Below are 22,668 nucleotides of genomic sequence, written 5' to 3'. Positions count from 1 at the left end.
CCTTGGTTCTATCTATAACTCATCTAAAAAACTAGAGTTTTCTGCAAAACTTTAAATATTAATTTGTGTGAAAATACATCTAATACTGAGCTTCGGCACGAGTAATAGTTGAGAATATTATCATGCTGTACCACCGATTACTCAAACTCACTCTTCTAGCATTGCTAGCATTCATAACAACTTTAGGTGTCCCAGTTCTCTCATCTCAACAAGTTGTAGGCACTTCAGTTGTAAGTCAACAGATTTCAAATGCCTATTTGTTACTAAAGCAGGGCATAGAACTTTATGATGCTGAACGGTTTTCAGAGGCGGTAGAAGTGTGGAAACAAGCTGCTTCAGTCTTTGGAAGTCAAGGAGATAGTCTAAACCAAGCGTTGGTATTGCGCTATCTTTCGTTAGCTTATCAGCATTTAGGACAGTGGAAAGATGCAGAAGAAGCAATTCGTAAGGCGATCGCTTCACTTCACTCTCAAAATAATAAAGATAGATATGATACAAAACTCTACTTTGACATCTTTGCTAAAACTTTAAACACTCTGGGTCGTCTGCAATGGTCAAAAGGAGAGTGGTCTAAAGCTGTAGAAACTTGGAAGCAAGCAGCAATTACCTACAAAAAAGCTGATAATTATATTGGTATTGTTGGTAGCTTAATTAACCAAGCGACTGCACTACAAGCAATAGGATTAAATACTCAAGCAGAAGCAGAATTACAAAATTTAGAAAAAATTATACAGCAGCAATCAGATCTAAATATCAGAGCAACTGGTTTGCAGAGTCTAGGTGAAGCGTTGAGAAGAATTGGCAATCTCAGACAATCAAGGGAAGTTTTGCTCAAAAGCTTGCAAGTGGCTCAAGAATTTCAACTCTCTAAAACACAAGGTTCTGTTTTACTGGAATTGGGCAATACCGAACGTGCTTTGAGTAACAGAGCGATCGCGACCGGTAAGGACGAAGACGCACAAAAACAAACTCAAGCTGCGATCGCATACTATCAACAAGCAGCTAACTCTCCTTCTGTGCAACTCCAAGCTCAGTTGAATTTGCTGAGCCTCTTTGTTGAGATAGGACAATGGTCAGAAGCGGCGAAACTGCAACCAAAAATCCAACAGTTGCTGAGTCACTTACCTCCTAGTCAAGCAAATATTTACGCCCAAGTTAACTTTGCCCAAAGTTTAACTTGTTTATTGCCTGGTATTGACATTAAGCAAGTTTCATGTATAACTCGCGAACAGTGGAGCAAACTGAAAGAACATCCCCCGCAGGCTCTCAGTACAACTTCACATTCAGAAATAGCCAAGATTTTGATCGCTGCTATCGAGCAAGCTCGCAGTTTAAAACAGCAAAGAGCCGAATCCTATGCTTTAGGACAATTAGGAAGGCTCAATGAACTGACCAAACGGGAATCAATTGCCCAAAACCTAACTCAGCAAGCTTTGCTGATAGCTGAGGAAATTCAAGCTCCTGACGTTCGCTATCGTTGGGAATGGCAATTGGGGCGTTTATGGGAAAAACAAGGGGATAGAAAAAGAGCGATCGCAGCTTACAAAGATGCGCTAACTTCTCTCAAATCTATTCGCAGCGATTTGCTTACCATCAATGCAGATGTACAGTTTTCCTTTCGTGACAACGTAGAACCAATCCACCGTCAGCTAGTGAATTTGCTATTACAGACGAAAGACAAGTCTCAACCAAGCCAAGAAAATCTGAATGATGCTATTGATGCGATCGACTCATTGCAGCTTGCTGAACTAGAAAATTTCTTGAACTGTAACCTGAGTCAGACAACACAGATGACATTGGACTTGACTCGACAAGATTTAAAAGCAAAATTTGACAAGTTAGATCCACAAGCTGCATTTATTTATCCCATCATTTTAGAAGATCGATTAGAAGTTCTAACCAAACTTCCCAAGCACTCTTTCAAGCACCATGCAGCTTTCGTAAATCAGCTTGAAGTTGAAAAAACTGTACTAGAACTGCGAACGAGTATATTAAAACGCAATCGACCAGAAGAAGTTAGAGAAAAAGCTGCAAAACTATATGAATGGTTGCTCAAGCCATTAGAGCAAGACTTAGAAAAGAATCAAGTTAAAACTTTAGTGTTTGTACTTGATGGGGTTTTAAGAAATGTGCCCATGTCAGTACTTTATGATGCCCAACGGCAAGAATATCTGATGCAGAAGCCCTACGCACTTGCCTTGCTTCCCAGTTTGCAACCTTTTGACCTCCAACCGTTGCACAGAGAACAGTTAGAAGTGTTGACAGCCGGAGTCAGTGAAGCGCGATCGCCATTTCCACCACTACCCAACGTGGTAGAAGAATTACAACAAATCGGAAGTATAGTGCCTGCAAAATCACTACTAAATACCAAATTTACTACAGCCAATCTGCAACAGCAAATTAGTGCAGGAATTTTCTCTGCCGTTCATATCGCCACTCACGGTCAGTTCAGTTCCGACCCCGAAGAGACCTTTATCCTAACTTACGACAAGCTGTTGAAAACAAACGACTTAAACAACTTGCTAAGAATGAACAACACTAATCCATTGAGAAAGATAGAATTACTTGTTCTCAGTGCGTGTGAAACAGCACGAGGAGATAACAGAGCGACTTTAGGACTAGCCGGAATAGCTGTGCGAGCAGGAACCCGCAGTACCCTAGCAACCTTGTGGCAAGTGAACGATAGTTCTACTGCTGAATTTATGGGGCAGTTTTACAAAGAGTTAACCAATCCTAAAGTCGCGAAAGCTGAAGCACTTCATCAGGCGCAATTAGCCTTATTTGAGAGGTACAAAGCTCCTTATTACTGGTCGCCCTATATTCTAGTTGGAAATTGGCTTTAACGTGCCTGAAGCAAACCTAGAAATAGCACAAAATATGTTCATACGAGAGCAATGTCGTAAGAGGGTATGAAATCAGCAGGCTTATTATCGCTTTGAATTATGGCAAATTGATTTCCAAGGAAGGATAACGCACCAGTGTTATTGTCGTAGCTGAACTGGTCGGTAGAAGTAGCGCCAAACCAATATTGAGCAATTTGAATCTTGTCACCCTCTTGCCAGTTAAAATCTTGAATGGTGTCAATACCTTCAAACTGAGAATAAAAGATAAAATTATCCGCACCAGCACCACCACAGAGAATATCGTTACCATAAAAGCCATCCAGTAAGTCATCACCAGCTCCACCATACAAAGTATCATTGCCTTCGCCACCGAACAGGGAGTCATTACCACCACGTCCATAGAGGGTATCATTACCGACTAACCCGTCTAGAGTGTTGTTAGCATCATTACCCGCGATCGTATTGTCGAAGACATTGCCTGTGCCATTAATTGCACTAGTATTATCAAGCAAAATAAGATTCTTTTCGCTTGTATTCTCCAGGCTTGAACTTTGTTTCGAGAGAATGGTATCTAGAATTTGTGCAGTGACTTTGAACTGATATTTTGCATCAGCACCAGTCGCTAAAAACTCTGCAGAATTATAGTCCTGTGATAAAAGTACTGTTTTTGCACTTGCATCTGCAGTCCAAAGAAATTGTGGTTTTCCCTCTGTGTTGTTAACACCAAAAGAAAATGTTCCTATAGATTGGTGTTTCGTGTCATCTATGGTTTTGTACAAAGAATATGCAGACTTTCCAAAATCAACAATCGCTTGTGCACCTAATTTAGGATCTTGAGCAACATATGCTGCATAGCCTTCTCCGATTGCCTTGACTGTAGATATAACACCTTTGGCTACATCACCCCAAGAAGGACCATCTTGTTCGCTAACATTAACAGCAAGCCCTAAACTTTCTTGATTACCCAAGTTGAACTGAAATAAATCAATATTATATGCTTTATCTCCATTTTTAAGACCGTAGTAGTCTGCATTATCACCTGGTAAATCTGCTCCCTCTTTTGGAACTCGTTTATCAAATGGCTGAATTTTTGTACCTCCTCCTGTTACCACAAAGTATACCTCATCACGGTCGTTGCTACCTATACCAAAGAAGCCTTTACTTTCTTCTGTTGTATTAATTGCATCAATTTTATCAACGACAAGTTTAATATCAAACATTGTTTCCTCCAATGAATAAAAAGTAAAAGGCTGAAGTTTTACGTAAATAGAGATAGTTACGGACAATAGGTGTACGTCATACAACTAAAAATGGCTTAGTTTAGCGATATTAGTCCACCATTTAGCAATTCAACAAGTTGCTTTTGCAACCAGCTTTTATAAAGTTCATCAAGCAGTTGCTGGCGTATGACTTCGTTCAACTGAGCCGGTATGAATCTTTCTAGTCGCACAATAACCACCCATTCTCCTAAGCGAATAGGAGACAAAAGTTGACCGGGTTGACTAACAAACAGTATTTGAGCCAAATTTGAGGGAACTTTACCCAGTTCGGTAGGACCAAGTAAACCGTTGGTTTGCGCCTCTAGACCTTGAGAGTATTCTCGGGCGAGTTCACCAAAAGACTGCTCTCCTTCCCAAATGCGGAAATAAAGTTCGTTAGCAATATCTATATCTTTTGTCCGAATTAAAGAATAAATGACCTTGTCTAGCGATGGCTTGCGACTAAGGAAATACGATCCCAGTTTATACCCCCAACTTGCTCGTTTAAATTTTTCAATTCTTAGTTCTCTTGTAGTTAGGGATTCTAATTCTTCCTGGGTCATTTCGTAAAGCTCTAACCATTCTTGACGTTCTGACTCAGAAGTCAGCTGATGCTTCTCGTAAAATTGCTGGCGAGCATTAGCTTTTTCCTCAGATGTACAGGTAAAGGAGGCAATAGCTTGATCTATAATGACCTCACACAAAAATTGTGGTAACATCTGATAATTGGCCAGTAAAGTGATGACTTTGTTTGTTGAGATTGTTTGATTTCTAACTTGTAAAACTTCAGCCATATTTTTCTTTTAAATTGTAACTTCGTATGCTAGTTGATAGCTAGCTCCATCTAGATTGAAGAAGGCTAGTTGGTCTCCTCTCCCAATCTCTTGATTTGTGACTGTCCAACTGCCTAGAAAATCATCGCGATCGTACCAATGGTTACCATCGCTATCATATAAGCTAATAACAGCCTGTCCATTGAAAGCAATTTGCAATGGGTTACCGTTCTTGTCAAATAAATCAACATCCTGTCCGGTATTTAAACTTTTACTGCTCCATTTTGTTGAACCATTAACACGTAAGTAAGGTTCGTCGGCTCCAGCAAAATCTTCAGTCTCGAAGCAATGAAGATTTTTGAGTGTCAAGATAGCCATAATATTTCTTCTCCAAAAATAGAATGCAATGTTCGGGTGACTGTTTGAAGTGAAGATTAAACTTATTTTCCTTCCTTCTGTTTATAACTCAACTAAAAAACCTAGAGTTTTCTGCAAAACCAGTTCAATCTTTGTCAAGAACTTATCAAGAGTAAGCGCCTAACGCACTCCGAAGCCAGTCGCTTCTGTGGAAAGTTTCGGGTGATACTCCGTTCCTCGCAGTTGTCCTTACACCTTAACCGAGATTTTAGACAATTGTTTCTATCCAGGTGCTCTGAGTGAATTAGTAGACAAATTGAAGTGGTGAAAGCCTAACAGCAGCACTCGCTATTAGGCTTTTGGACAAGGGGAAAGAGTGGTGAATTTTACAGTCCTAGCTATTACAATACCTAAAACTTGAAGCTACAAAATTATTGATTTTAAGCTTCCAAATATCACTCAAAGACACACCTTTCCTTTTCTGCTATTGTAAAAAAAATTCACAAATCGAGGTAAATGGACTATGAACTAGAAATAGCGTTATCTTCAATTCCTGCTAAAGCTATCCCTCCAAAGAAAAATTCAGGCTGGCCAGTCGCAATAGTAGCAGCGGTTGCAACAGCTACAGTTGTGGCCATTACCGCAGCTTTCGCCCACTTACGTAAGCTCCATCCACCCATAATGTATTGAGCTTCTTCAGACTCAATCAACATTAAATCATCTGTAGGTTGTAAATCAGAAATTTTGATGCTTGCCATGTCTATAAACTCCTTTAAATTAGCGTAGTTGGAGGATAAATTCCTACTTCAATATTCCACTTCAATAACTAAAATTTCAAGGTTTTGAAACTGATTTTCCCTGCATAATTCATTGAGTTATGCTTTACTAATTTAAATATTTGTTACTGAAAAGCAAAGAGACTTTGAACTCTCTCATTTTGTTTTACTCCCGAACCGCCCTAAAGCAAAAAGGCATCCCGCGTTATCTAGGTGTGTAAAGTTTTGTAATTTTGCATAATTGCCTAACATAGGTTCGGAGTAATAGACAAAGGTTTACCAGTTTCTTTTTGCAGTTGAATCAAATTTACTCAAAAAACTTATTAACGCATTTAAGCTGAGGTACTGAAAACCGTGCAGACTATGATTTCAAAGAAATATGAACAAACATCCCGCCCTGTTAATCAACTTCTACAACCAGATATAGCCCATGAAAAGCAAAGTCTATACCTAACACCTTTTCAACGTAAGTTGCTGGTAAAGAATCTAGAAACCGACCTGCGTCCCGAATACCGTCGCCGCATTGAAATCATGCTGCTTGCAGATATGGGACAATCTCAGACACAAATTTGTGAAGTGCTTGGATGTTCTCAAGAAACAGCACGGTATTGGATTGGCATGGCAAAGGCGGGTCAAGCGCACCACTGGAGCGATCGCCCAATGGGACGTCCCAAAACAGTGAACAAGCAATATCTTGAGAGTTTGAAAGAATTGGTAAGCCACAGTCCTCGCGATTATGGCTATCCATTCCAACGCTGGACAGCACAATGGTTAAGCAAGCATCTGGAAAAAGAATTTGGGTTGAAAGTGAGTGATTGTCATATCACCCGTTTGCTGAAGTCAATGGGACTTTCTACCCGTCACAAAGGTGATGGAGCACAACAAGTAGCTGCACTAGACAACAGTAAAAACTCTAGCATTATGATTCGTGATTTGCGCTCTGAATTACTAACTGATATTTTTTGGTTTTTCAATCCCATCGATTTTACTCATTAGAAATTTATACTGACTTGCGAATTGTAAAATGGTCGTCTCTACACAAAATCTCCATCAACACCTTGTCCGGGTTTTAGGGCAATCTCTATCAGAACAAGATTTATCCTGCTACTGCAAGCAATATGAAATTCTCGAACCAAGTGCAGGTAAACGGTTCTGGCAATCTGTAGGAGCTAAACCTGGTATCTATATAGTTTTAGAGGGTAAAGTTAGACTGCTCGATCGCACTGATAACTTAATCGCGTCTATCAGTACAGGAGAATCATTTGGTGAATTATCCCTATTTCCAGAAAAGCAGTTCCAAAGTTATGCTGCTAGAGCTTCAGTCAATCTAAAAGTTGTCTATTTTCAAGGCGAAATTTTGCAAGCCATATTTCGTAAATATCCTATAATTCGCAAGCGTCTTTACGAGCAGGCTGTAGCATTTGATTTGCAGTTATCTCATAAAGCTCCTACATTGTCCGACATTTCTGTAGAGGGGAAAAAGACAGAAGAAGAACAAATTTACAGGTCAAAAAAATACTTTGCAAGCGCAAGTCCAAATTTACACGTTCAAGCACCTAAGAACACGATCGCTAAAGCTTACTTTCCTAGCCCAACTTTAAAAATAGGTCATTGGTGGCAGCATATTACCAAGCACTATCCATTCTTTCAACAACAGAGTGTATCTGACTGCGGTGCTGCTTGCTTAGTGATGGTTGGTCGCTATTGGGGTAAGAGTTTTAGTGTGAACCGTTTGCGAGATATTGCTAATATTGACCGAAATGGAGCATCATTGAGAGGTTTGGCAGTAGCAGCAGAAAGCATTGGGTTGACAGCCCGTCCTGTAAAAGCCAGTCTCGAGCGACTTGCACAACAGACCTTACCTGCTATTGTCCATTGGGAAGGAAAACATTACATTGTTGTTTACGAAGTGACACGCAGTCGTGTGATTGTTGTCGATCCTGCCATTGGTCAACGTACCCTTACCTATGTAGAATTCAAAGCTGGTTGGAATGGCTATACCTTGTTACTGCAACCTTCAGCCTTGCTTAAAGAAGCAAAGGAAGCTAGCACACCTTTTTGGCAGTTTTTGGAGTTAGTCAAACCTCACTGGCTAGTACTAATAGAAGTATTTGTTGCTTCAATCTTGATTCAGATTTTTGGACTAATTACGCCGCTGTTTACTCAATTGCTGTTAGACAGAGTAGTTGTCCAACGTAGCAACTTAACTTTAACTGCTGTTGGATTAGGACTGCTCATCTTTAGCCTTTTTCGTGTAGCGATGACTGGGCTGCGGCAATATCTTTTAAGTCACACGGCCAACAAAATAGATTTGGCGCTAACACTTGGTTTTATTAGCCATACTTTCCAGTTACCCCTCTCTTTCTTTGAGTCCCGTTATGTGGGAGATATCATCTCCCGCATACAAGAAAATCACAAGATTCAACGCTTTCTTACAGGTGATATCCTATCAATTATTCTAGATTTATTAACAGTATTTATTTACCTGAACTTGATGTTTTTCTATAGTTGGAAATTGGCAGTATTCGTGTTAGCTATCGTGCCGCTATTTGTCTTAATGACTCTAATTATGACACCTTTTCTGAAACGAATTTCTCGTGAAATCTTTACTGCTTCCAATGAAGAAACTGCTTACTTAATCCAATCCCTCACTGGTATTCGTACTATCAAGTCTATGGCAGTTGAACAGATGGTACGCTGGCATTGGGAAGAACTTTTTGGGAAAGCGATTAAAAAAACTTTTGCCGGACAAATGATTGGCAACAACCTACAAATAGTTAGCTCGACTATCCAAGCAGTTGTAACCACAGCTTTACTGTGGTTTGGGGCATGGCAAGTGATTCAAAATGAACTCACCATAGGGCAACTGGTTGCTTTTAATATGTTGCTAGGCAATGTAATTAGTCCCTTTCAAAGGTTGACTGTATTGTGGAATCAATTACAAGAAGTGGTGATTTCTCTTGAGCGTATTCATGATGTCATTGATACGGAAATTGAAGAGCATTTCCAACATCAAGTTCGCCAGGTTTTACCACTCATCCACGGTCACATTAGCTTTAAGCAAGTCACTTTTCGCTATCATCCAGAAAGTGATGTTAACGTTTTGGAAAATGTCAGTTTTCAAGTACAGCCAGGGCAAATGGTAGCACTGGTAGGACGTAGCGGTTCTGGCAAGACGACTATTTCCAAGCTGCTTTTGGGTTTGTATCCGCTCACGGAAGGGAAGATTTTAATTGATGGCTATGATGTTAGCAGTTTGTCATTGCGATCGCTTCGCTCTCAGATAGGCATTGTAGATCAACATACGTTTCTTTTTGGCGGTACTATTCGTGAAAACATTAGTATTGCTTACCCATCAGCAAGCCTAGAAGAAATAATGGAAGCAGCCCGACTCGCAGGCGCAGATGAATTTATTCAGAAACTGCCAATGGGCTATGAAACTCAAATTGGTGAAGACGGAGGAATGCTATCCGGAGGGCAAAGACAACGATTAGCTATTGCCCGTGCACTGTTAGGAAATCCGCGCTTGTTGATTCTAGATGAAGCCACAAGTCATCTTGATGCTGAATCTGAGCGAATTATTCAGACCAATTTAAATACGATTCTCAAAGGTCGTACTACATTCATCATCGCCCATCGCCTCTCTACTATCCGCAATGCTGACGTGATTCTGGTGTTAGACAAAGGTGTCTTAGTTGAAAGTGGAACTCACAGCGAGTTAATGATGAAGCACGGACATTATTACTATCTCAATCAACAGCAGCTACAGGTTACCTAATTTTAGATTTTGGATTTTTATATGCCTCATGTATTTAATAATTCCCATGTTTGGCAAGAGCAGAACTTTGATGACTATCGCGATTATGCAAATTCTACTCACACTCATAATGGAAAGACAGCGTCACAAATGTTAGTTACATTCAGTGATGACTGGTCTTACACTACCCAAGAACTTCTTGATATATTGCCACGAGTTTGGACGCGAGGATTTCTATATTGTTTGGTAGCTTTTGCAGCGATCGTCCTCCCTTGGGCAATGCTGTCTAAGGTTGATGAGACAGGTATTGCCAGAGGGCGACTTGAGCCTCTTGGTGCAACACAGAGATTGGATACTCCTGTTGCTGGAACCGTCATTCGTGTATATGTCAAAGAAGGACAAACTGTAAAAGCAGGACAGGTTTTGTTGGAATTGGAGTCTGATTTAATCCGTACAGAGCTTCAGGGAATACAAACGAAATTAGAAGGTCAATTGAATCGGTTAGCACAATTAGAGTCGATCGAAAACCAATTGCTAATTGCTATTTGTACCCAGCAACAGCAGAACCAAGCTCAAGAATTGGAAAAACAAGCTCAAATTCAGCAAGTGCAGCAAAGCGTTACTGCTAGCAAAACTGCTTACACTTTACAGCAAGACAAACTAGCGCAAATAGAGCAAGCAAAGGCTAGCCTCTCTGCTGGTAAGACTGCCTATTCCTTAGCTAATAATCGTTTTGTCAAAGACATGATAGAAGTCCAACGCTACCGCAAACTCTGGCATGAAGGCGTTGTTCCAGAAATTCAAGTAGTTGAAAAAGAAAAGCAGGCAGACGAAAGCCGACAGTTGCTTGCTACATCTAAAGCCGAGATTCCCCAAGCAGAATCTCGTGTGAAAGAGCGACAAGGCAGCTATCAAAAAATAATTCATCAAGCCTTTACTGACATCAAGCAGGCAGAATCTCGGCTCAAAGAGCAACAAAGTGGTTATCAAAGCTTAGTACAAGCAAGTAAACTGGCTGTATTGAGAAGTGAGGAACAATTAAAAGACTTGGAAGCACAAATCAGTTCTCTCAAGATAGAAATTTTTCAAAGCAAAAGTCAAATTCAATCTTTGAAATTGCAGTTAAAGCAACGTGTCATACGTACTCCAGTCACCGGCATTATTTTTCAGATGCCTATCCAACAGGCTGGATCTGTAGTACAACCCAGTCAGATGGTTGCTGAAATTGCACCCCAAGAACTACCTCTAGTACTTAAGGCACAAATGGCTACCAGCGAGAGTGGTTCTTTACATCAGGGAATGCCTGTGAAAATGAAGTTTGATGCCTATCCTTTTCAAGATTACGGCATAGTGGTAGGTCACTTGAGCAAGATTGCACCAAGCTCTAAGGTCACAGATACAACTCAGGGTCAAATAGCTACCTATGACCTAGAAATCACCTTGGAGCAATCTTGTATTCCTTCTCCCCAGGAATGTATCACCTTAACTCCAGGACAGACAGCAACCGCAGAGGTCATTGTTCGGCAACGTCGTGTCATTGATTTTATCCTCGGTCCCTTTAAAAAATTGCAAAAAGGTGGTTTAGAACTTTAAACACTTCCATCTGCAAACTTTCCCACTGAACGAAATGGTGATTTTATTATGCTAACAACAATCTCTATTTCCCGTGATGATATTTTTCATCAATTGAAACTATCCTGTCAAATTCCCACTATCATTGAGGGTACGATCGCCCGCAAAATTATTTTGTCTACTGCCAAAAGTTTAGGTATTAGTCTCCAAACTGAAGAACTTCAACAGGCAGCAGATAACTTTCGTATTCTTAAAAAACTCCAAGGTGCAGAGCAAACTTGGAATTGGCTGCAAACACACAGTCTATCACTAGATGATTTTGAAGAATTAGTTTACATCAATGTGATTTCTGTCAAGTTAGCAGAACATTTATTTGCCGATAAAATTCAACAATTTTATATAGAAAATCAGTTGAATTACATGAGCGCATTTATCTATGAAGTCGTGTTAAACAATGAAGATTTGGCAATGGAACTTTTTTATGCACTTATTGAAGATGAGATAAGTTTTCCTGAAGTTGCTCAAAAATACATTCAAGAACCAGAATTACGTCGAGTTGGGGGATATCAAGGAAAGGTAAGTCGTAAAGAGATGAAGCCTGATATTTCTGCTGCTGTTTTTGCTTCCAAGCCGCCTCAAATTCTCAAACCTATTATCACTTCACAAGGAGTTCACCTAATTTTTGTTGAGGAACTTGTTGAACCAAATTTAGATGAAAACTTACGCGAGCGAATTCTCTTAGATTTGCTTTCCAAATGGTTAAAACAACAAGTAGAAAATATGGAAGTCATAATGAATTTGAATTCAGATGCACCAGTAAATTCTAATTAAACAATTTCAAGCAAAAATTTAAGCTCATGCTACCCCTAAAGGAGGGGAGCATCCCAATTTTACACTCTTGCCACTCTGCCCTCACCCCCAACAGCATAATTCGTAATTCGTAATTCGTAATTCGTAATCAAAAGTCATGATATGAATCGCTCTTCAAAGAATGGCTGAAAACAAGGGTTTAGCTGCCTCGCTCTCCTATCTATAACTCCACTCAAAATGCCAAATTTTTATGCAATATTCCACAAATTAACCAATTACCATTTACTTAGCAATAGGTGCTTGTGCTAGTCCTTCCAAACCTACAGATTTCAAAAATTCCTCCCAATCTTTCTTAATTTGAGAATTTTTGGGATTGGAGAAAAGGCGTTTAGCTAAATCTGTCAGCCGATCGTACCATGTAGTTTGATTTATGTTTGGCTGAACTCGTGTCACCCAACCATCTAGAACAATTTCATTTTCAGGCTTTTCTTGAGGATCGCAATTCACTTTAAAGTACCAGTGGTAGGGTTCATTAAGTTTTAAAGCTTTTTCTGGATTTGGCGGCAAGGATATGCTAAATATTCCTGGTGTTTTCGTCAGTTGGAGGGGAATTCGGTAGAGGGTAGTCGTCTCCTCCCAATCGTGCAGTGAAAACTCAATGGCGTGTACGTCTTCGGGAGCATAGGGAATATAAAACCACAAGACAGGATGCTCAACTGTTGTTAAACCATTACCATTTTCAGGAACCAAGGCAGTCAGCAGTTTATCAGTCGGCTTGCAAGCTCCTATCTTTCCATCCACCTTTCCATCAGGAGTACGAGTTCCACCAGGTGTTCGTTGACCATCAGGGGTACCTCGATCGGGCGCTGGTGGCAAAGCAGCGATCTTTTGTAAACTAAACAATTTCGATTTCAGTATTGGGCTAGCCAAGCTATTATTCTCATAGCTTGCGCTCAAGGCGATCGCTAAAATAGTGACAAAGGCAAATTTGATAGTTGATAGATCGATCATTGCTTTACTCTTTGCGCCTTTGCGCCTTTGCGTGAGACAAAAATATTTATGACAGGATCTGTTGGTTAGAATTGCTCATTATAGAGATTGAAATGAAATGCAGGCTATAATTCCACCCGTACTCACTAGAGCTAATACCGCCGGGACAAGCGGGAGCCAGCCACCCTGTAACAAGAAAACCCAGCATATCCCATATACAAAAGTAACAGATATACTAAGTACTAGCACTAGGTACAGTCGTCTTACTACAGGGCGGGTACTACGAACACGCACCTGCCAAACAAGTACTCCACCCGTTAGCGACCAAACCCAAACCCAAAGTGCATCACCCCATTGAGGTAACCACCAAATTAAAGGGCGTCCATCCTCCACTGCGCTGAGAATCTGACTCACCATATGTGCATGAACTTCCAAACCTCGCATTTTGCCGTAAGGGGTGTTGTGCTCGTCTTGAACACTGACGGCGGTGACACCAATAAGAACGACACGATTCTTCACCCACTCAGATTTTAACTTTCCAGTTAAAATTTCCTTAATCGTGACAGTATGTTGGGCAATCCGATCCGTAGCACGGTAATTTATTAAGATTTGATTTCCCCGTGCATCCAGGTTTTGATACCCTCCACTACGCGGTTCTAAATTTTTCAAGACGACTCGATCGAACTGCCAGTCTTTCTGTAAAGCGATCGTTGCTGATATAGGCTTTGTTTGTGCTTCCAGATATTGATTTGCTAGTTGTAAGCTGAAGGAATAGCCCGTGTTGCAGGAGGATATTTCATTGGGAGTACGGGATAGAAGATGGCGACGAACGGTATTGTCTGCATCTTGTTCTAAATCATTAAAACCTACTTTTCCATCTGGGCTGTCGGGCGGAGGTGCAACAGCCTTTTCTTGACTGGTACCAAACGCGCATACAGTAAACAGACGTGTTTTTTTCTGTAACTGGGCAACTAGTAACTCATGACCGTCCGGTACGGGTTGGTCGCGAAAGATATCAAGACCAATTGCTACAGCTCCATACTGTTCCAGCTTTGCGATCGCCTGAGCGAGGACAGCATCAGGAAGCGGGTACTTATATTTTTGAATATCTGCTTCATCAGCTCCTACTATTAGGAGGCGAGCATCTGGTAATTCCGGCGGACGTTGGCTAAGAATCCGGTCATAACTCTCTAACTCTATCGGTTGCAATACGCCTAGCGATCGCGCTCCGATAACTAAGCCAGTTACAAACAAACTTGTCAGGAAAACTGTTTGCCAACGACTCCAAAAGGTCATTTTTGGACGCGCCTTTGCGCAAACAAGTAACTTTGACCATGACAGAGACACCGTTACTGAATTTTGACAAATAATTGGTAACCAACTAGCACAAGGAAATTCATCTTCTAGACCTTGCAATCTTTGTCGCGCTTCCTGAACCGCTATATAAAAAGACTTGCCACAGGCAAACCCCTGAAGAAAATACTTCAAAAACGTTTGTGCTACGAGGTCTGGTACTGGCTCACGCATCACAATCATTTGTGGGATGTGAATTTTTTTTAGCTCGTTTGCCAATCCCAAGCCATCACAAGAGTTAAAAATGGCTAACTGCAACCCACTGCTAACTGCTTTTTTCAAAGCATATTTAAGTTCATCAAGGCTGAAACTATCGGTTTGATTGAGACATATTTGACCCGTTTCACCCTCCGTCCAACTGTGACCTGCAAAAAATAAAATATCCCAGCGTTGTTCCCAAAGCCGGTCGTTTAACTCTTGGCGTTGTGGTTCCACCAGAAATGTGACTTCTGCACCGAGAAAATTCAACAGTTGTTGTCTGTCTTCCTCAACCTGAATACCTTCGCTATTACCCAAAATCGCTAATATTCTTAATTGATGCTCGCGGTCAAACCTTTCTCGCTTTGGAGGTGGTTCGGAATTTAGAGTACTGAATCCAATTTCCACTTGGCTGTAGCGTTCCAATAAATCCCATTGATGCCAGGGTAAGTGCCAAATTTGTTGATTCTCTGCACGAATCATCACTCGTACTTGTTGAGATGTACTCGCAGTTTCTAGCAACTTGTCCCGAATTGGGAAAAACGACTCAACTTTCAGCCAGATATTGAGTTGATTGCTTAACTCCAAGGCTTTGAGACGGCACTCCTCCCTCCCCTTTTTTAAGGAACCATCTATCTTAGCTCTTTTCGGTTTAATAACGCGGGTTACTTTCCCCAAACTGCGATAAGTTGACTGCCAGCTCGTATACTGTTCTACAAGTTCAGTTGCGGGAGGCAAATTACCCATCGTCTCCACCTCAGGGCGTTCACCTTCTAACCCTATTTCTAAGGTTGCCCGAAAGCCCTGTGAAAAATCACCATCTAACTTGAGGACAATTAACTTTGCCATCACGACTCAAGCACAATAGTACTGCTACTTAAACGACAAAATTTTCAATGACGCTGACATTACCTTGAGTTACCTTAACACCAAAACAGTCTCCGACTTGTCCGCTAAACTCCAATTCAATCGTCTTGTTATTGCTTCCCGCTTGAATATCCATCACAACTTCTCCCTTTTCATTCAACACCATCAACTGTAGATTGGTGAGAAGATATGTTTGACCTTTTGGCGGCTGCACTTCCACAGCAATGTCAATTTCTTTCTGAGATTTTCCAGCAACGGTGACCATCATAACTACTGCTTGTTCTAAGCTTCCCAACTCTATCAGTTTGCACCGACTTACGTATGCTTGGGGAAGACTTCTAAAGCTAAAAGCCAGATCGGTCGGGTTTGGAGCTAAAATCGCCTCCACAGTTTGCCAACCAGTCTCAAATAGACTCTCAAGCCATTGGCTCAGGTTAACCACGGGTCTCATTTTATTCAAATACCCCGGTAACTCGCTAAGAGAACGCAATTGGATCAGGGGTAGCTGCGACTTTGTCGCTTTATCGACAAATCCTAGCACCGTTGCTTCCCTCAATGATTCCTCAATCTGTACGGCAATATAACCAATTCGTTCTAACCACACCTCTGGTGGAATGTAAAGAGTCTTTGCTTTTGGCAATACAGGTCTGCACTCCAACTTGCCATAATTTTTCACTCCCAGATCGGCAACATCCATCAGTGTTTGCATGGTGGAATTCCAACTGTCGCTTTGCTCCCAATCTGTCTCAAATCCCCGACACTGTAAATAATTATTCACTGCATAAACTGCTAGGGTGTTGAGATAGACCTGTTTGCCTTTGTCAGGATTGGATTGGTAACAGCGGAATTGTTCCGCTAGCGAATGAGCTTTCAAAGTCAGTGGTACTGTGAAAGTCCAAGGTTCTAGATCGGGGGTGGTTGCTGAATGAATAGAAGTAGGCATATCTTGTAAAATTTGTGCAAATCTAGGAAATATAAGCGAACGCGCACTCAAGATGTTATATACTAACTTAAATAGTAATGAAATATACAGACTTTTGTCTGAGAACTTATTCCCAATCCACGCATCCAAACTCTAAAATCCAAAATGGTATAACCTTATTGTGGATATCTCTCTAAAATTGTGGGAATTATTGCCTTAACTGGGAGTAGAATTTTTGGCAACAGCGTTGGAAGAAAACGCTTAAAGTTGGTATGGAAATTTTAAATGATGTTGAAATTTCTTCCCAGGTTTTACCAGATAACCTTGCCAAGGCTATAGCTTGAAAATTAGCATCTGGTCTATGTCTGATAGACGCTTTTTTAAAAACATTATCTGCATCTTCTTCTATTCTTTCGCGAACAATTTCAAATAATGAGGGTGGTTTTTCCTGCTGTAATATTCTTTCTAAATCAGAGATAGCAGGTAATTGGCTGATAGTGGGGTTGCTAAATTCATGATATAATTCTATAACACTTCTATCCAAACGAAAATTAACCCAGTTCATAAATTTTTTATCACCTCGCTCTGGGTCGTAAGTGTGAATTTTGCGGCAGATGTAGGCTAAGGTTTTGTTAACGGCTTCTTCATAAACTAATTTATAGAAATGCGGTGACGAAAACCTCATTTGATGCGGATGAGCAAGTTTGCCTGATAACCGAATTGCCTCAACCAGTTCCCCTAATGCATACTGATGTAACTCAGTATGATGTGGATGCTTTTGGGCTTCTAGTGCCATATTCTTGAGTTGTTCGTTATCTAAGATTTTTTGAAATGCTCTATCTCGCAGGTTGTTAACCCACACTCTTACAGAAAGGTGTATTGGGTTGTAATTGTCAAGTTCTTCGCTTAAATACTGTAAAAGTTGTAGCCATGCTCGCTCATAAATATCCTTGTAAATACCAAATAGAGGTTGACTGACAGGTAAACGAGCTACTCTGCGCGATCGCAGTATTTCATCAACAAGACGAGTTAACATCAACTGTCGCTCTTGAGACTGAGGAACCTGTTGTTGTGCTTGTATAACCTCTTGTTCGAGGCGCTCGTCAATACTTATCAAAGTTCTACCCTTGGGAGAACCCGTCAGTAGAGCGTTCCCTTGTGTTTTCATGTGTTTGAATAACGAGAGTGAAGCAATGGGCGATCGTTGTAGACTTTATGTTTAACTCAGTCTAAGCAACTAATAATTATGTATTTAGTTACGAAAATTAATATTTTGGATAAAGATAATCTACGAGGTGGGGAACATCAATTCTAAAATGAACTCTGAAAAGTGGATTTGAATGGATGATTAAACATATTATTGGATTAACTGGTGGGATAGCCACAGGCAAAAGCACTGTTGCTAATTATTTGGCTAGTGCTTGCAATGTACCTGTTTTAGATGCAGATATTTATGCTAGAGAGGCGGTATCTATAGGTTCGCCAATTCTTCAGGCGATCGCCCAACGTTACGGAGAACAAATTTTACTTGCAGATGGCAGTCTTAACCGTCAGAAACTGGGTGAGATAATTTTTAACAATCAAGAGGAGCGCAAATGGGTAGAGAATTCGATCCATCCTTACGTGCGCGATCGCTTCCTCCAAGAAATAGCCATATCTCCTGCACAAATATTAGTGTTAGTTGTCCCTTTACTATTTGAAGCGAGAATGACAGATTTAGTAACAGAAATCTGGGTAGTGAGTTGTTCTGAGGAACAGCAATTAGAAAGATTGATGCAACGGAACAAATTAACATTAGAGGAAGCACAAGCTAGGATTCACAGCCAAATGCCAATAGCAGAGAAAGCTGCGAAGGCAAATGTGGTTTTAGACAACTCTTCCACCTTGGAAAGGCTTACAAAGCAGGTGGAGCAAGCTTTTATAAATGTAAAAATACCTGGCGAATAGAATTCGCAGCTGTACAAACGCTCGTCCGCCGACGCGGACTATAGAATAGGCGGGCGAGGACGCCCGCACCACAAGATGAAGATAATTTATTTCTTGGAAAAGTCTGGAGACCATAAATCTCAGGAAAATATCCGTCCTAAATAACAGAATTGCGCTAATATTTATACTTCAACAACCCAGAAAAAATCGCTACAAAAGTGGATACAGCTTTTAGCTCTGCTTGGTAATGTCCGTTTTTTCTACCCAGGGGCACCAGAACTTAATGTCATGTTATTAAATAGCGTTAAAACGTAGTAAATCGGTAGAAATCGCAGTAAAACTGTATTCATAGCCGTCATCGCGATGAACTAGTTTAATGTACTGTCGATCTACGGCAATACGATGACCGCTAATTAAGACTTCCACTCCTTTTTGAGTAGGCGTTTTAACTCTGGCGCAATAAATTCCTGATTTGACGTGTTTGCGATCTTTTAGTAAAGTGCAAACAACATAATCACCTGCTGTTGCATGAGTGTATTTCTGATTTTTGCTAACTAGCTTAACTTCTTTTTTACCAGTCATCGGATTCTTTTTAATGCTGGCTATGGCAGGAAAGCCACTCGCATTAACCCTTTGAACTTGTCTTGTCCCATGTCCAGTACAAGTAACTCGTAATGGTTGGCAGATTCGCAATTTAACAATTTGGTCGGTTGCCACACACGAGCTATCAATCCAGTGGGCTTTGGGTAATCCACTTTTAATCCTAATCATCTTAGTAGATGCACCATCACCACTAATTACAGGTAATCCGAATTGCTGTGCCATTTCAAATATTGCTTTACGAGTAGAGTTAACAGCAGCTGCATCTGATAATGATTTTTTTTGGTGTGCTTTAATTTTTTGGAGAATTTCGGGTTGATCTTTGAGAAATTGTTCTACTGGCTTATCCCCTTTTTTTTGGTTACATTTTTCACAGGATAATGTGAGATTTGAGAATCGGTCGCTACCTCCGTTAGAGTATGCATTGATGTGTTCTATTTGCAGTGGCACATCCGTCTTGCCACAATAAACACATTCTCTTCCCCAGTGTTCTAGCAGTGCTTCGCGTAGAGTGTAGCCGAATAACGTACCTTGCTGATATTCAATCCCCTCGATATCTGGTGTCTCCATTTTTTGCAAATCGAATTTCACAGATTCTATTGCTATCGATTTAATTGGTGCAACTTCAAGTAATCGTTTAATCCAAGTTTGGGTAGTTAACAACCGATGTCTTAAAGATGGTGGTAACCAACCTTGTGGCTTTTTGCGGTCAAATCTCTTTTTGCGATAACGAAGTCTTCTTGACCTTCTAGAACGTCGAACGCCTGCTCTTTTGATTAAATCCATTTTTATGGCTAATCCCCGGTGTTCCAGTTCCATTGCCCAGACTACTTCATTTTTATTTAAGTCTACGAGTGTCATGCCTGTAAATTTTGAACCGGGGTCAATTCGTAATTCTAAATAAGGTTCTACATTTTCATCAACCTCCTTATCCAGAATTATAGTAAATGGGAATAGTTTAAGTGTTTTAGCCTTGCTTTGGGATTGTAGAATCCTAGCTCTAACTGGTGTTGTCGGTTTTAGTATTTTTCCATTTTTACTCAGAACGAATACAGAGTTGGTAATCATTTGATTAACTCCCAATTGGGGTATAGTTTGCCTTGACACGGCTTAAGAGCTTCACATTAGGTTATGGTTTTGCACTGTCGTGATGCAGCCATGTTCCTTCCCCGACGCTTGAGGCTGGCTAACCTCATTGAGTCATCACTCTTAAGCGGACTTAAATCCAAAAGGATAATGTAGAATGAACAGTTCTACACTGAGTCTTGGTGAAGTCAGTTAATCGAATTACTCCGATTAACTACGAATTGCTCCGTTTCACGAACTTCTCACTGGGTTGGTCTATACCTGGCATTAAAGCAGCTTTGTTAGAGCTGTTGTGAATGTTTCATAAGGGGTTACCCCAACAATGGTTTCCATGAGAGTTCCATTTTTGTAAATCATGACTGTGGGAATACTGCGAATGCCCAACCTTTTAGCAAGGCTTTGGTTCTGGTCAAGGTCTACCTTGACTACTTTTGCACGGTCTTCATATTCTTCAGCCAATTTATCCATTAGAGGAGCAATCATCTTACAAGGTCCACACCATGTTGCCGTAAAGTCAAACACAACTAGTCCGTTGGCTTTTAAAAGTGAATCAAATTCTGGTTCAGCGATGTATTCAACTGTTTTCATTGATACTCCTTTTTATTGAGGCTTTAAATATTGTATATAGTTCATAAAAGTTAGTATAAAGCAACTTGAAGATGGATTTTAATTTGAGCGCTATTTTTCTAAAAAGAAGGCACAACAAGAACTAAGTTTTGATGAAATTCAACAGCACACTGATATAGTACCCATTCATTATCAGCATCTTGCAATTGAGGCTTTAGATCGGGGACTCATTACTGAAGGGCGGTTTGCAGATTTCCTTGGCGTCGATCGCTTGGAAGCTCGGCGCATAGCAGAAGCATTGCGGGAGCATCCCAATTTTACTACAGCAACTTTTGGATAAAAGCGACGTGTTCTGAAGACTTTACCCCTTGCTGTAGCACCGCTAGAACTTGAACCATATTTCCTATTAGGAGATCTGACACAGCCAACCACAAACCGGGAAAAATCAGACTTTTGATGATTCCATTTGCATCTGCTTCCAGAGGGACATATTCCCCGTTTTGCAAGCTGAACCAGTTGAATTTATTGTCCAAAACCTGCCAGACAATATATTCTTGTACACCATTGCGACGATATACCCACTTTTTATCGTGCATATCGATTGATGAGCTACTTGCTGCAATTTCTGCAACTAATTCTGGTGCGCCTTCAATATAATCATCGTCACTAATGCGTGCTTGTCCCCCTAATTTACTGTCAATTAAAAGCACAACATCAGGCTGTGGTTCATTATCCAAATCTAAGCGAACTGTGGCATTATCAGCTAAATCCAATCCTGGAGTAGCAACTTTGTAATTCCCCAACCAAACAATCAGATCTCCATGAGGTTGTCCATGACTTTTGAATCTTAGGGGGGACGCCACGTAAACAACTCCTTCTATTAATTCTGCTTTCTTCACATGCGGCCTTGCCGTATAACGACGCTCAAATTCAGGGCGTGTGAGGCGATCGCCACTTTCTAAAGGAGGTATTTTACCTACAGTTGAACCATGCTTCACAGAAGGTGTCATGTATGGGTTCCTCGTTTTGCAAGGCGTTAGCTTAAATGTAGCACGGTACTTCTTTCCCTTGTCCTTTATATTTTTACTGAGGATGCTGTAGCAACTTTTGGATAAAAGCGACGTGTTCCGAAGAATTTATTCCTTGCTGTAGTACAGCTAGAACTTGAACCATATTTCCTGTTAGGAGATCTGACACAGCTAACCACAAACCGGGAAAAACTTGACTTTTGATAATTCCATTTGTATCTACTTCCAGTGGAATATATTCCCCGTTTTGCAAGCTGAACCAGTTGAATTTATTGTCCAAAACTTGCCAGACAATATACTCTTGTATGCCATTGCGACGGTATACCCACTTTTTATCATACATATCAATTGATGAGCTACTTGCTGCAACTTCTCCAACTAACTCTGGTACGCCTTCAATTTTATTATGAGCCTAAATAGTTGATTAATTCTTCTACTGCTAAACTCTTTGTATCTTCAGGTAGATAATCAAAGACTTTTTTTAGAAGTTCTGGAGACGCATTTTGAGCAAACCAGTCCTCACTAGGATTCTCTTGAATGTTCAAAAAATACTTTAAACGTTCTTCTATAGCTTCTTTATCTGGTTTATCTAATTGTCCAATTCTATTTAACCAATTGGTTGATAAGTCTTTAAAGCAATTAGCATCAACACTACATATTTGATGAACCAAAGCGTAAGAATTTTTATCAAGACCATTTCTACTTGTAGAGTTAATTGGATATGTGGTTGGTAAACCGTTAAATGTGGTTTGTGAAGTCAGAGGAATGACAGAAAAAGTTGCTATATATCCAGATTCATCTTGAAATCGATCGCTTGTCCAGATGACATAAGGATGTAGCCCTCTAAAAACCCTACTTGAATTAATATTCTCGCTACAAGTTTGACATCCTACTTCACCTGGCCCATCTAAATTATAAATATGGACATGACCCAGTTTGCAACGAAGAGATACCCTATAGGGATTTATGGAATAGATCCAACCT

General features: G+C 40.5%; 18 protein-coding genes and 1 pseudogene. 6 read left to right on the top strand and 13 right to left on the bottom strand.

Going from position 1 to position 22,668, the window contains the following annotated elements; genetic code table 11:
• The first annotated feature begins 122 nt into the window (after positions 1 to 122).
• A complete protein-coding gene (locus ACKTT2_RS26385; RefSeq protein WP_407892143.1) occupies positions 123 to 2,843 on the top strand; it encodes a CHAT domain-containing protein in 2,721 nt (906 codons plus the stop codon).
• Positions 2,844 to 2,881: 38 nt separating this feature from the next.
• On the opposite strand, the gene ACKTT2_RS26380 is transcribed toward ACKTT2_RS26385, so the two are convergent.
• From ACKTT2_RS26380 to ACKTT2_RS26365, 4 genes are all read right to left on the bottom strand, one after another.
• Entirely contained in the window at positions 2,882 to 4,063 is a 1,182-nt protein-coding gene (locus ACKTT2_RS26380) for a calcium-binding protein (RefSeq protein ID WP_407892141.1), read from the bottom strand.
• Positions 4,064 to 4,158: 95 nt separating this feature from the next.
• On the bottom strand, positions 4,159 to 4,896 hold the full coding sequence (locus ACKTT2_RS26375; RefSeq protein WP_407892139.1) for a peptidylprolyl isomerase: 738 nt from the start codon (positions 4,894 to 4,896) through the stop codon (positions 4,159 to 4,161).
• Positions 4,897 to 4,905: 9 nt separating this feature from the next.
• Entirely contained in the window at positions 4,906 to 5,253 is a 348-nt protein-coding gene (locus ACKTT2_RS26370) for a hypothetical protein (protein ID WP_407892137.1), read from the bottom strand.
• A gap of 500 nt (positions 5,254 to 5,753) precedes the next feature.
• On the bottom strand, positions 5,754 to 5,990 hold the full coding sequence (locus ACKTT2_RS26365) for a hypothetical protein (protein WP_407892135.1): 237 nt from the start codon (positions 5,988 to 5,990) through the stop codon (positions 5,754 to 5,756).
• Positions 5,991 to 6,371: 381 nt separating this feature from the next.
• On the opposite strand from ACKTT2_RS26365, the gene ACKTT2_RS26360 reads away from it, so the two are divergent.
• The 4 genes from ACKTT2_RS26360 to ACKTT2_RS26345 are packed head-to-tail and all read left to right on the top strand — an operon-like array spanning position 6,372 to position 12,168.
• Entirely contained in the window at positions 6,372 to 7,004 is a 633-nt protein-coding gene (locus ACKTT2_RS26360) for a helix-turn-helix domain-containing protein (RefSeq protein WP_407892259.1), read from the top strand.
• A gap of 28 nt (positions 7,005 to 7,032) precedes the next feature.
• Positions 7,033 to 9,786 carry a peptidase domain-containing ABC transporter gene (locus ACKTT2_RS26355; RefSeq protein ID WP_407892133.1) on the top strand — a complete coding sequence of 918 codons (2,754 nt, stop codon included), beginning with the start codon at positions 7,033 to 7,035 and terminating at the stop codon, positions 9,784 to 9,786.
• Positions 9,787 to 9,807: 21 nt separating this feature from the next.
• The gene (locus ACKTT2_RS26350) at positions 9,808 to 11,358 is read left to right on the top strand and encodes a beta-barrel domain-containing protein (protein WP_407892131.1); all 1,551 of its coding nucleotides are present in this window, start codon (positions 9,808 to 9,810) and stop codon (positions 11,356 to 11,358) included.
• Positions 11,359 to 11,406: 48 nt separating this feature from the next.
• A complete protein-coding gene (locus ACKTT2_RS26345; RefSeq protein ID WP_407892129.1) occupies positions 11,407 to 12,168 on the top strand; it encodes a peptidylprolyl isomerase in 762 nt (253 codons plus the stop codon).
• A 261-nt stretch (positions 12,169 to 12,429) separates the two neighbouring features.
• Here ACKTT2_RS26345 and ACKTT2_RS26340 read toward each other — a convergent pair whose 3' ends face one another.
• The 4 genes from ACKTT2_RS26340 to ACKTT2_RS26325 form a co-directional block, all read right to left on the bottom strand.
• Positions 12,430 to 13,158: a DUF928 domain-containing protein gene (locus tag ACKTT2_RS26340; RefSeq protein WP_407892127.1), complete on the bottom strand. Its 729-nt coding sequence runs from the start codon at positions 13,156 to 13,158 to the stop codon at positions 12,430 to 12,432.
• Positions 13,159 to 13,236: 78 nt separating this feature from the next.
• A complete protein-coding gene (locus tag ACKTT2_RS26335; RefSeq protein ID WP_407892126.1) occupies positions 13,237 to 15,537 on the bottom strand; it encodes a CHASE2 domain-containing protein in 2,301 nt (766 codons plus the stop codon).
• Positions 15,538 to 15,565: 28 nt separating this feature from the next.
• On the bottom strand, positions 15,566 to 16,498 hold the full coding sequence (locus ACKTT2_RS26330; protein WP_407892124.1) for a DUF1822 family protein: 933 nt from the start codon (positions 16,496 to 16,498) through the stop codon (positions 15,566 to 15,568).
• 187 nt (positions 16,499 to 16,685) lie between these two features.
• A complete protein-coding gene (locus ACKTT2_RS26325) occupies positions 16,686 to 17,645 on the bottom strand; it encodes a hypothetical protein (protein WP_407892122.1) in 960 nt (319 codons plus the stop codon).
• 176 nt (positions 17,646 to 17,821) lie between these two features.
• Between ACKTT2_RS26325 and coaE the strand changes: the two genes are divergently transcribed.
• Positions 17,822 to 18,424 (top strand): dephospho-CoA kinase, encoded by a 603-nt coding sequence (coaE, locus tag ACKTT2_RS26320; RefSeq protein ID WP_407892120.1) that lies wholly within the window; start codon positions 17,822 to 17,824, stop codon positions 18,422 to 18,424.
• A gap of 273 nt (positions 18,425 to 18,697) precedes the next feature.
• Here the strand turns inward: coaE and iscB are convergent, their stop codons facing one another.
• The 5 genes and pseudogenes from iscB to ACKTT2_RS26295 all read right to left on the bottom strand — a co-directional run.
• Positions 18,698 to 20,071, bottom strand: coding sequence for an RNA-guided endonuclease IscB (gene iscB / locus ACKTT2_RS26315; RefSeq protein ID WP_407892118.1), 1,374 nt, complete (start codon positions 20,069 to 20,071; stop codon positions 18,698 to 18,700).
• Positions 20,072 to 20,356: 285 nt separating this feature from the next.
• A complete protein-coding gene (gene trxA / locus ACKTT2_RS26310; RefSeq protein ID WP_407892116.1) occupies positions 20,357 to 20,677 on the bottom strand; it encodes a thioredoxin in 321 nt (106 codons plus the stop codon).
• Between the two features lie 299 nt (positions 20,678 to 20,976).
• Positions 20,977 to 21,666: a Uma2 family endonuclease gene (locus ACKTT2_RS26305; RefSeq protein ID WP_407892114.1), complete on the bottom strand. Its 690-nt coding sequence runs from the start codon at positions 21,664 to 21,666 to the stop codon at positions 20,977 to 20,979.
• A gap of 73 nt (positions 21,667 to 21,739) precedes the next feature.
• Positions 21,740 to 22,084, bottom strand: a pseudogene (locus tag ACKTT2_RS26300) (Uma2 family endonuclease); the annotation flags it as partial.
• Positions 22,085 to 22,088: 4 nt separating this feature from the next.
• The coding region (locus tag ACKTT2_RS26295) for a type II toxin-antitoxin system PemK/MazF family toxin (protein WP_407892112.1) at positions 22,089 to 22,668 on the bottom strand (580 nt) is incomplete at its 5' end.

It is taken from the genome of Scytonema hankhaensis NUACC26 (genome assembly GCF_045865695.1).
GTDB lineage: Bacteria > Cyanobacteriota > Cyanobacteriia > Cyanobacteriales > Nostocaceae > Scytonema.
This window is presented reverse-complemented; position numbering and strand designations above follow the sequence as displayed.

Coding starts and splice junctions, on each gene's coding strand:
- ACKTT2_RS26385 (WP_407892143.1), top strand. CDS start 123: ATGCTGTACCACCGATTACTCAAACTCACTCTTCTAGCATTGCTAGCA.
- ACKTT2_RS26380 (WP_407892141.1), bottom strand. CDS start 4,063: ATGTTTGATATTAAACTTGTCGTTGATAAAATTGATGCAATTAATACA.
- ACKTT2_RS26375 (WP_407892139.1), bottom strand. CDS start 4,896: ATGGCTGAAGTTTTACAAGTTAGAAATCAAACAATCTCAACAAACAAA.
- ACKTT2_RS26370 (WP_407892137.1), bottom strand. CDS start 5,253: ATGGCTATCTTGACACTCAAAAATCTTCATTGCTTCGAGACTGAAGAT.
- ACKTT2_RS26365 (WP_407892135.1), bottom strand. CDS start 5,990: ATGGCAAGCATCAAAATTTCTGATTTACAACCTACAGATGATTTAATG.
- ACKTT2_RS26360 (WP_407892259.1), top strand. CDS start 6,372: ATGATTTCAAAGAAATATGAACAAACATCCCGCCCTGTTAATCAACTT.
- ACKTT2_RS26355 (WP_407892133.1), top strand. CDS start 7,033: ATGGTCGTCTCTACACAAAATCTCCATCAACACCTTGTCCGGGTTTTA.
- ACKTT2_RS26350 (WP_407892131.1), top strand. CDS start 9,808: ATGCCTCATGTATTTAATAATTCCCATGTTTGGCAAGAGCAGAACTTT.
- ACKTT2_RS26345 (WP_407892129.1), top strand. CDS start 11,407: ATGCTAACAACAATCTCTATTTCCCGTGATGATATTTTTCATCAATTG.
- ACKTT2_RS26340 (WP_407892127.1), bottom strand. CDS start 13,158: ATGATCGATCTATCAACTATCAAATTTGCCTTTGTCACTATTTTAGCG.
- ACKTT2_RS26335 (WP_407892126.1), bottom strand. CDS start 15,537: ATGGCAAAGTTAATTGTCCTCAAGTTAGATGGTGATTTTTCACAGGGC.
- ACKTT2_RS26330 (WP_407892124.1), bottom strand. CDS start 16,498: ATGCCTACTTCTATTCATTCAGCAACCACCCCCGATCTAGAACCTTGG.
- ACKTT2_RS26325 (WP_407892122.1), bottom strand. CDS start 17,645: ATGAAAACACAAGGGAACGCTCTACTGACGGGTTCTCCCAAGGGTAGA.
- coaE (WP_407892120.1), top strand. CDS start 17,822: ATGATTAAACATATTATTGGATTAACTGGTGGGATAGCCACAGGCAAA.
- iscB (WP_407892118.1), bottom strand. CDS start 20,071: ATGATTACCAACTCTGTATTCGTTCTGAGTAAAAATGGAAAAATACTA.
- trxA (WP_407892116.1), bottom strand. CDS start 20,677: ATGAAAACAGTTGAATACATCGCTGAACCAGAATTTGATTCACTTTTA.
- ACKTT2_RS26305 (WP_407892114.1), bottom strand. CDS start 21,666: ATGACACCTTCTGTGAAGCATGGTTCAACTGTAGGTAAAATACCTCCT.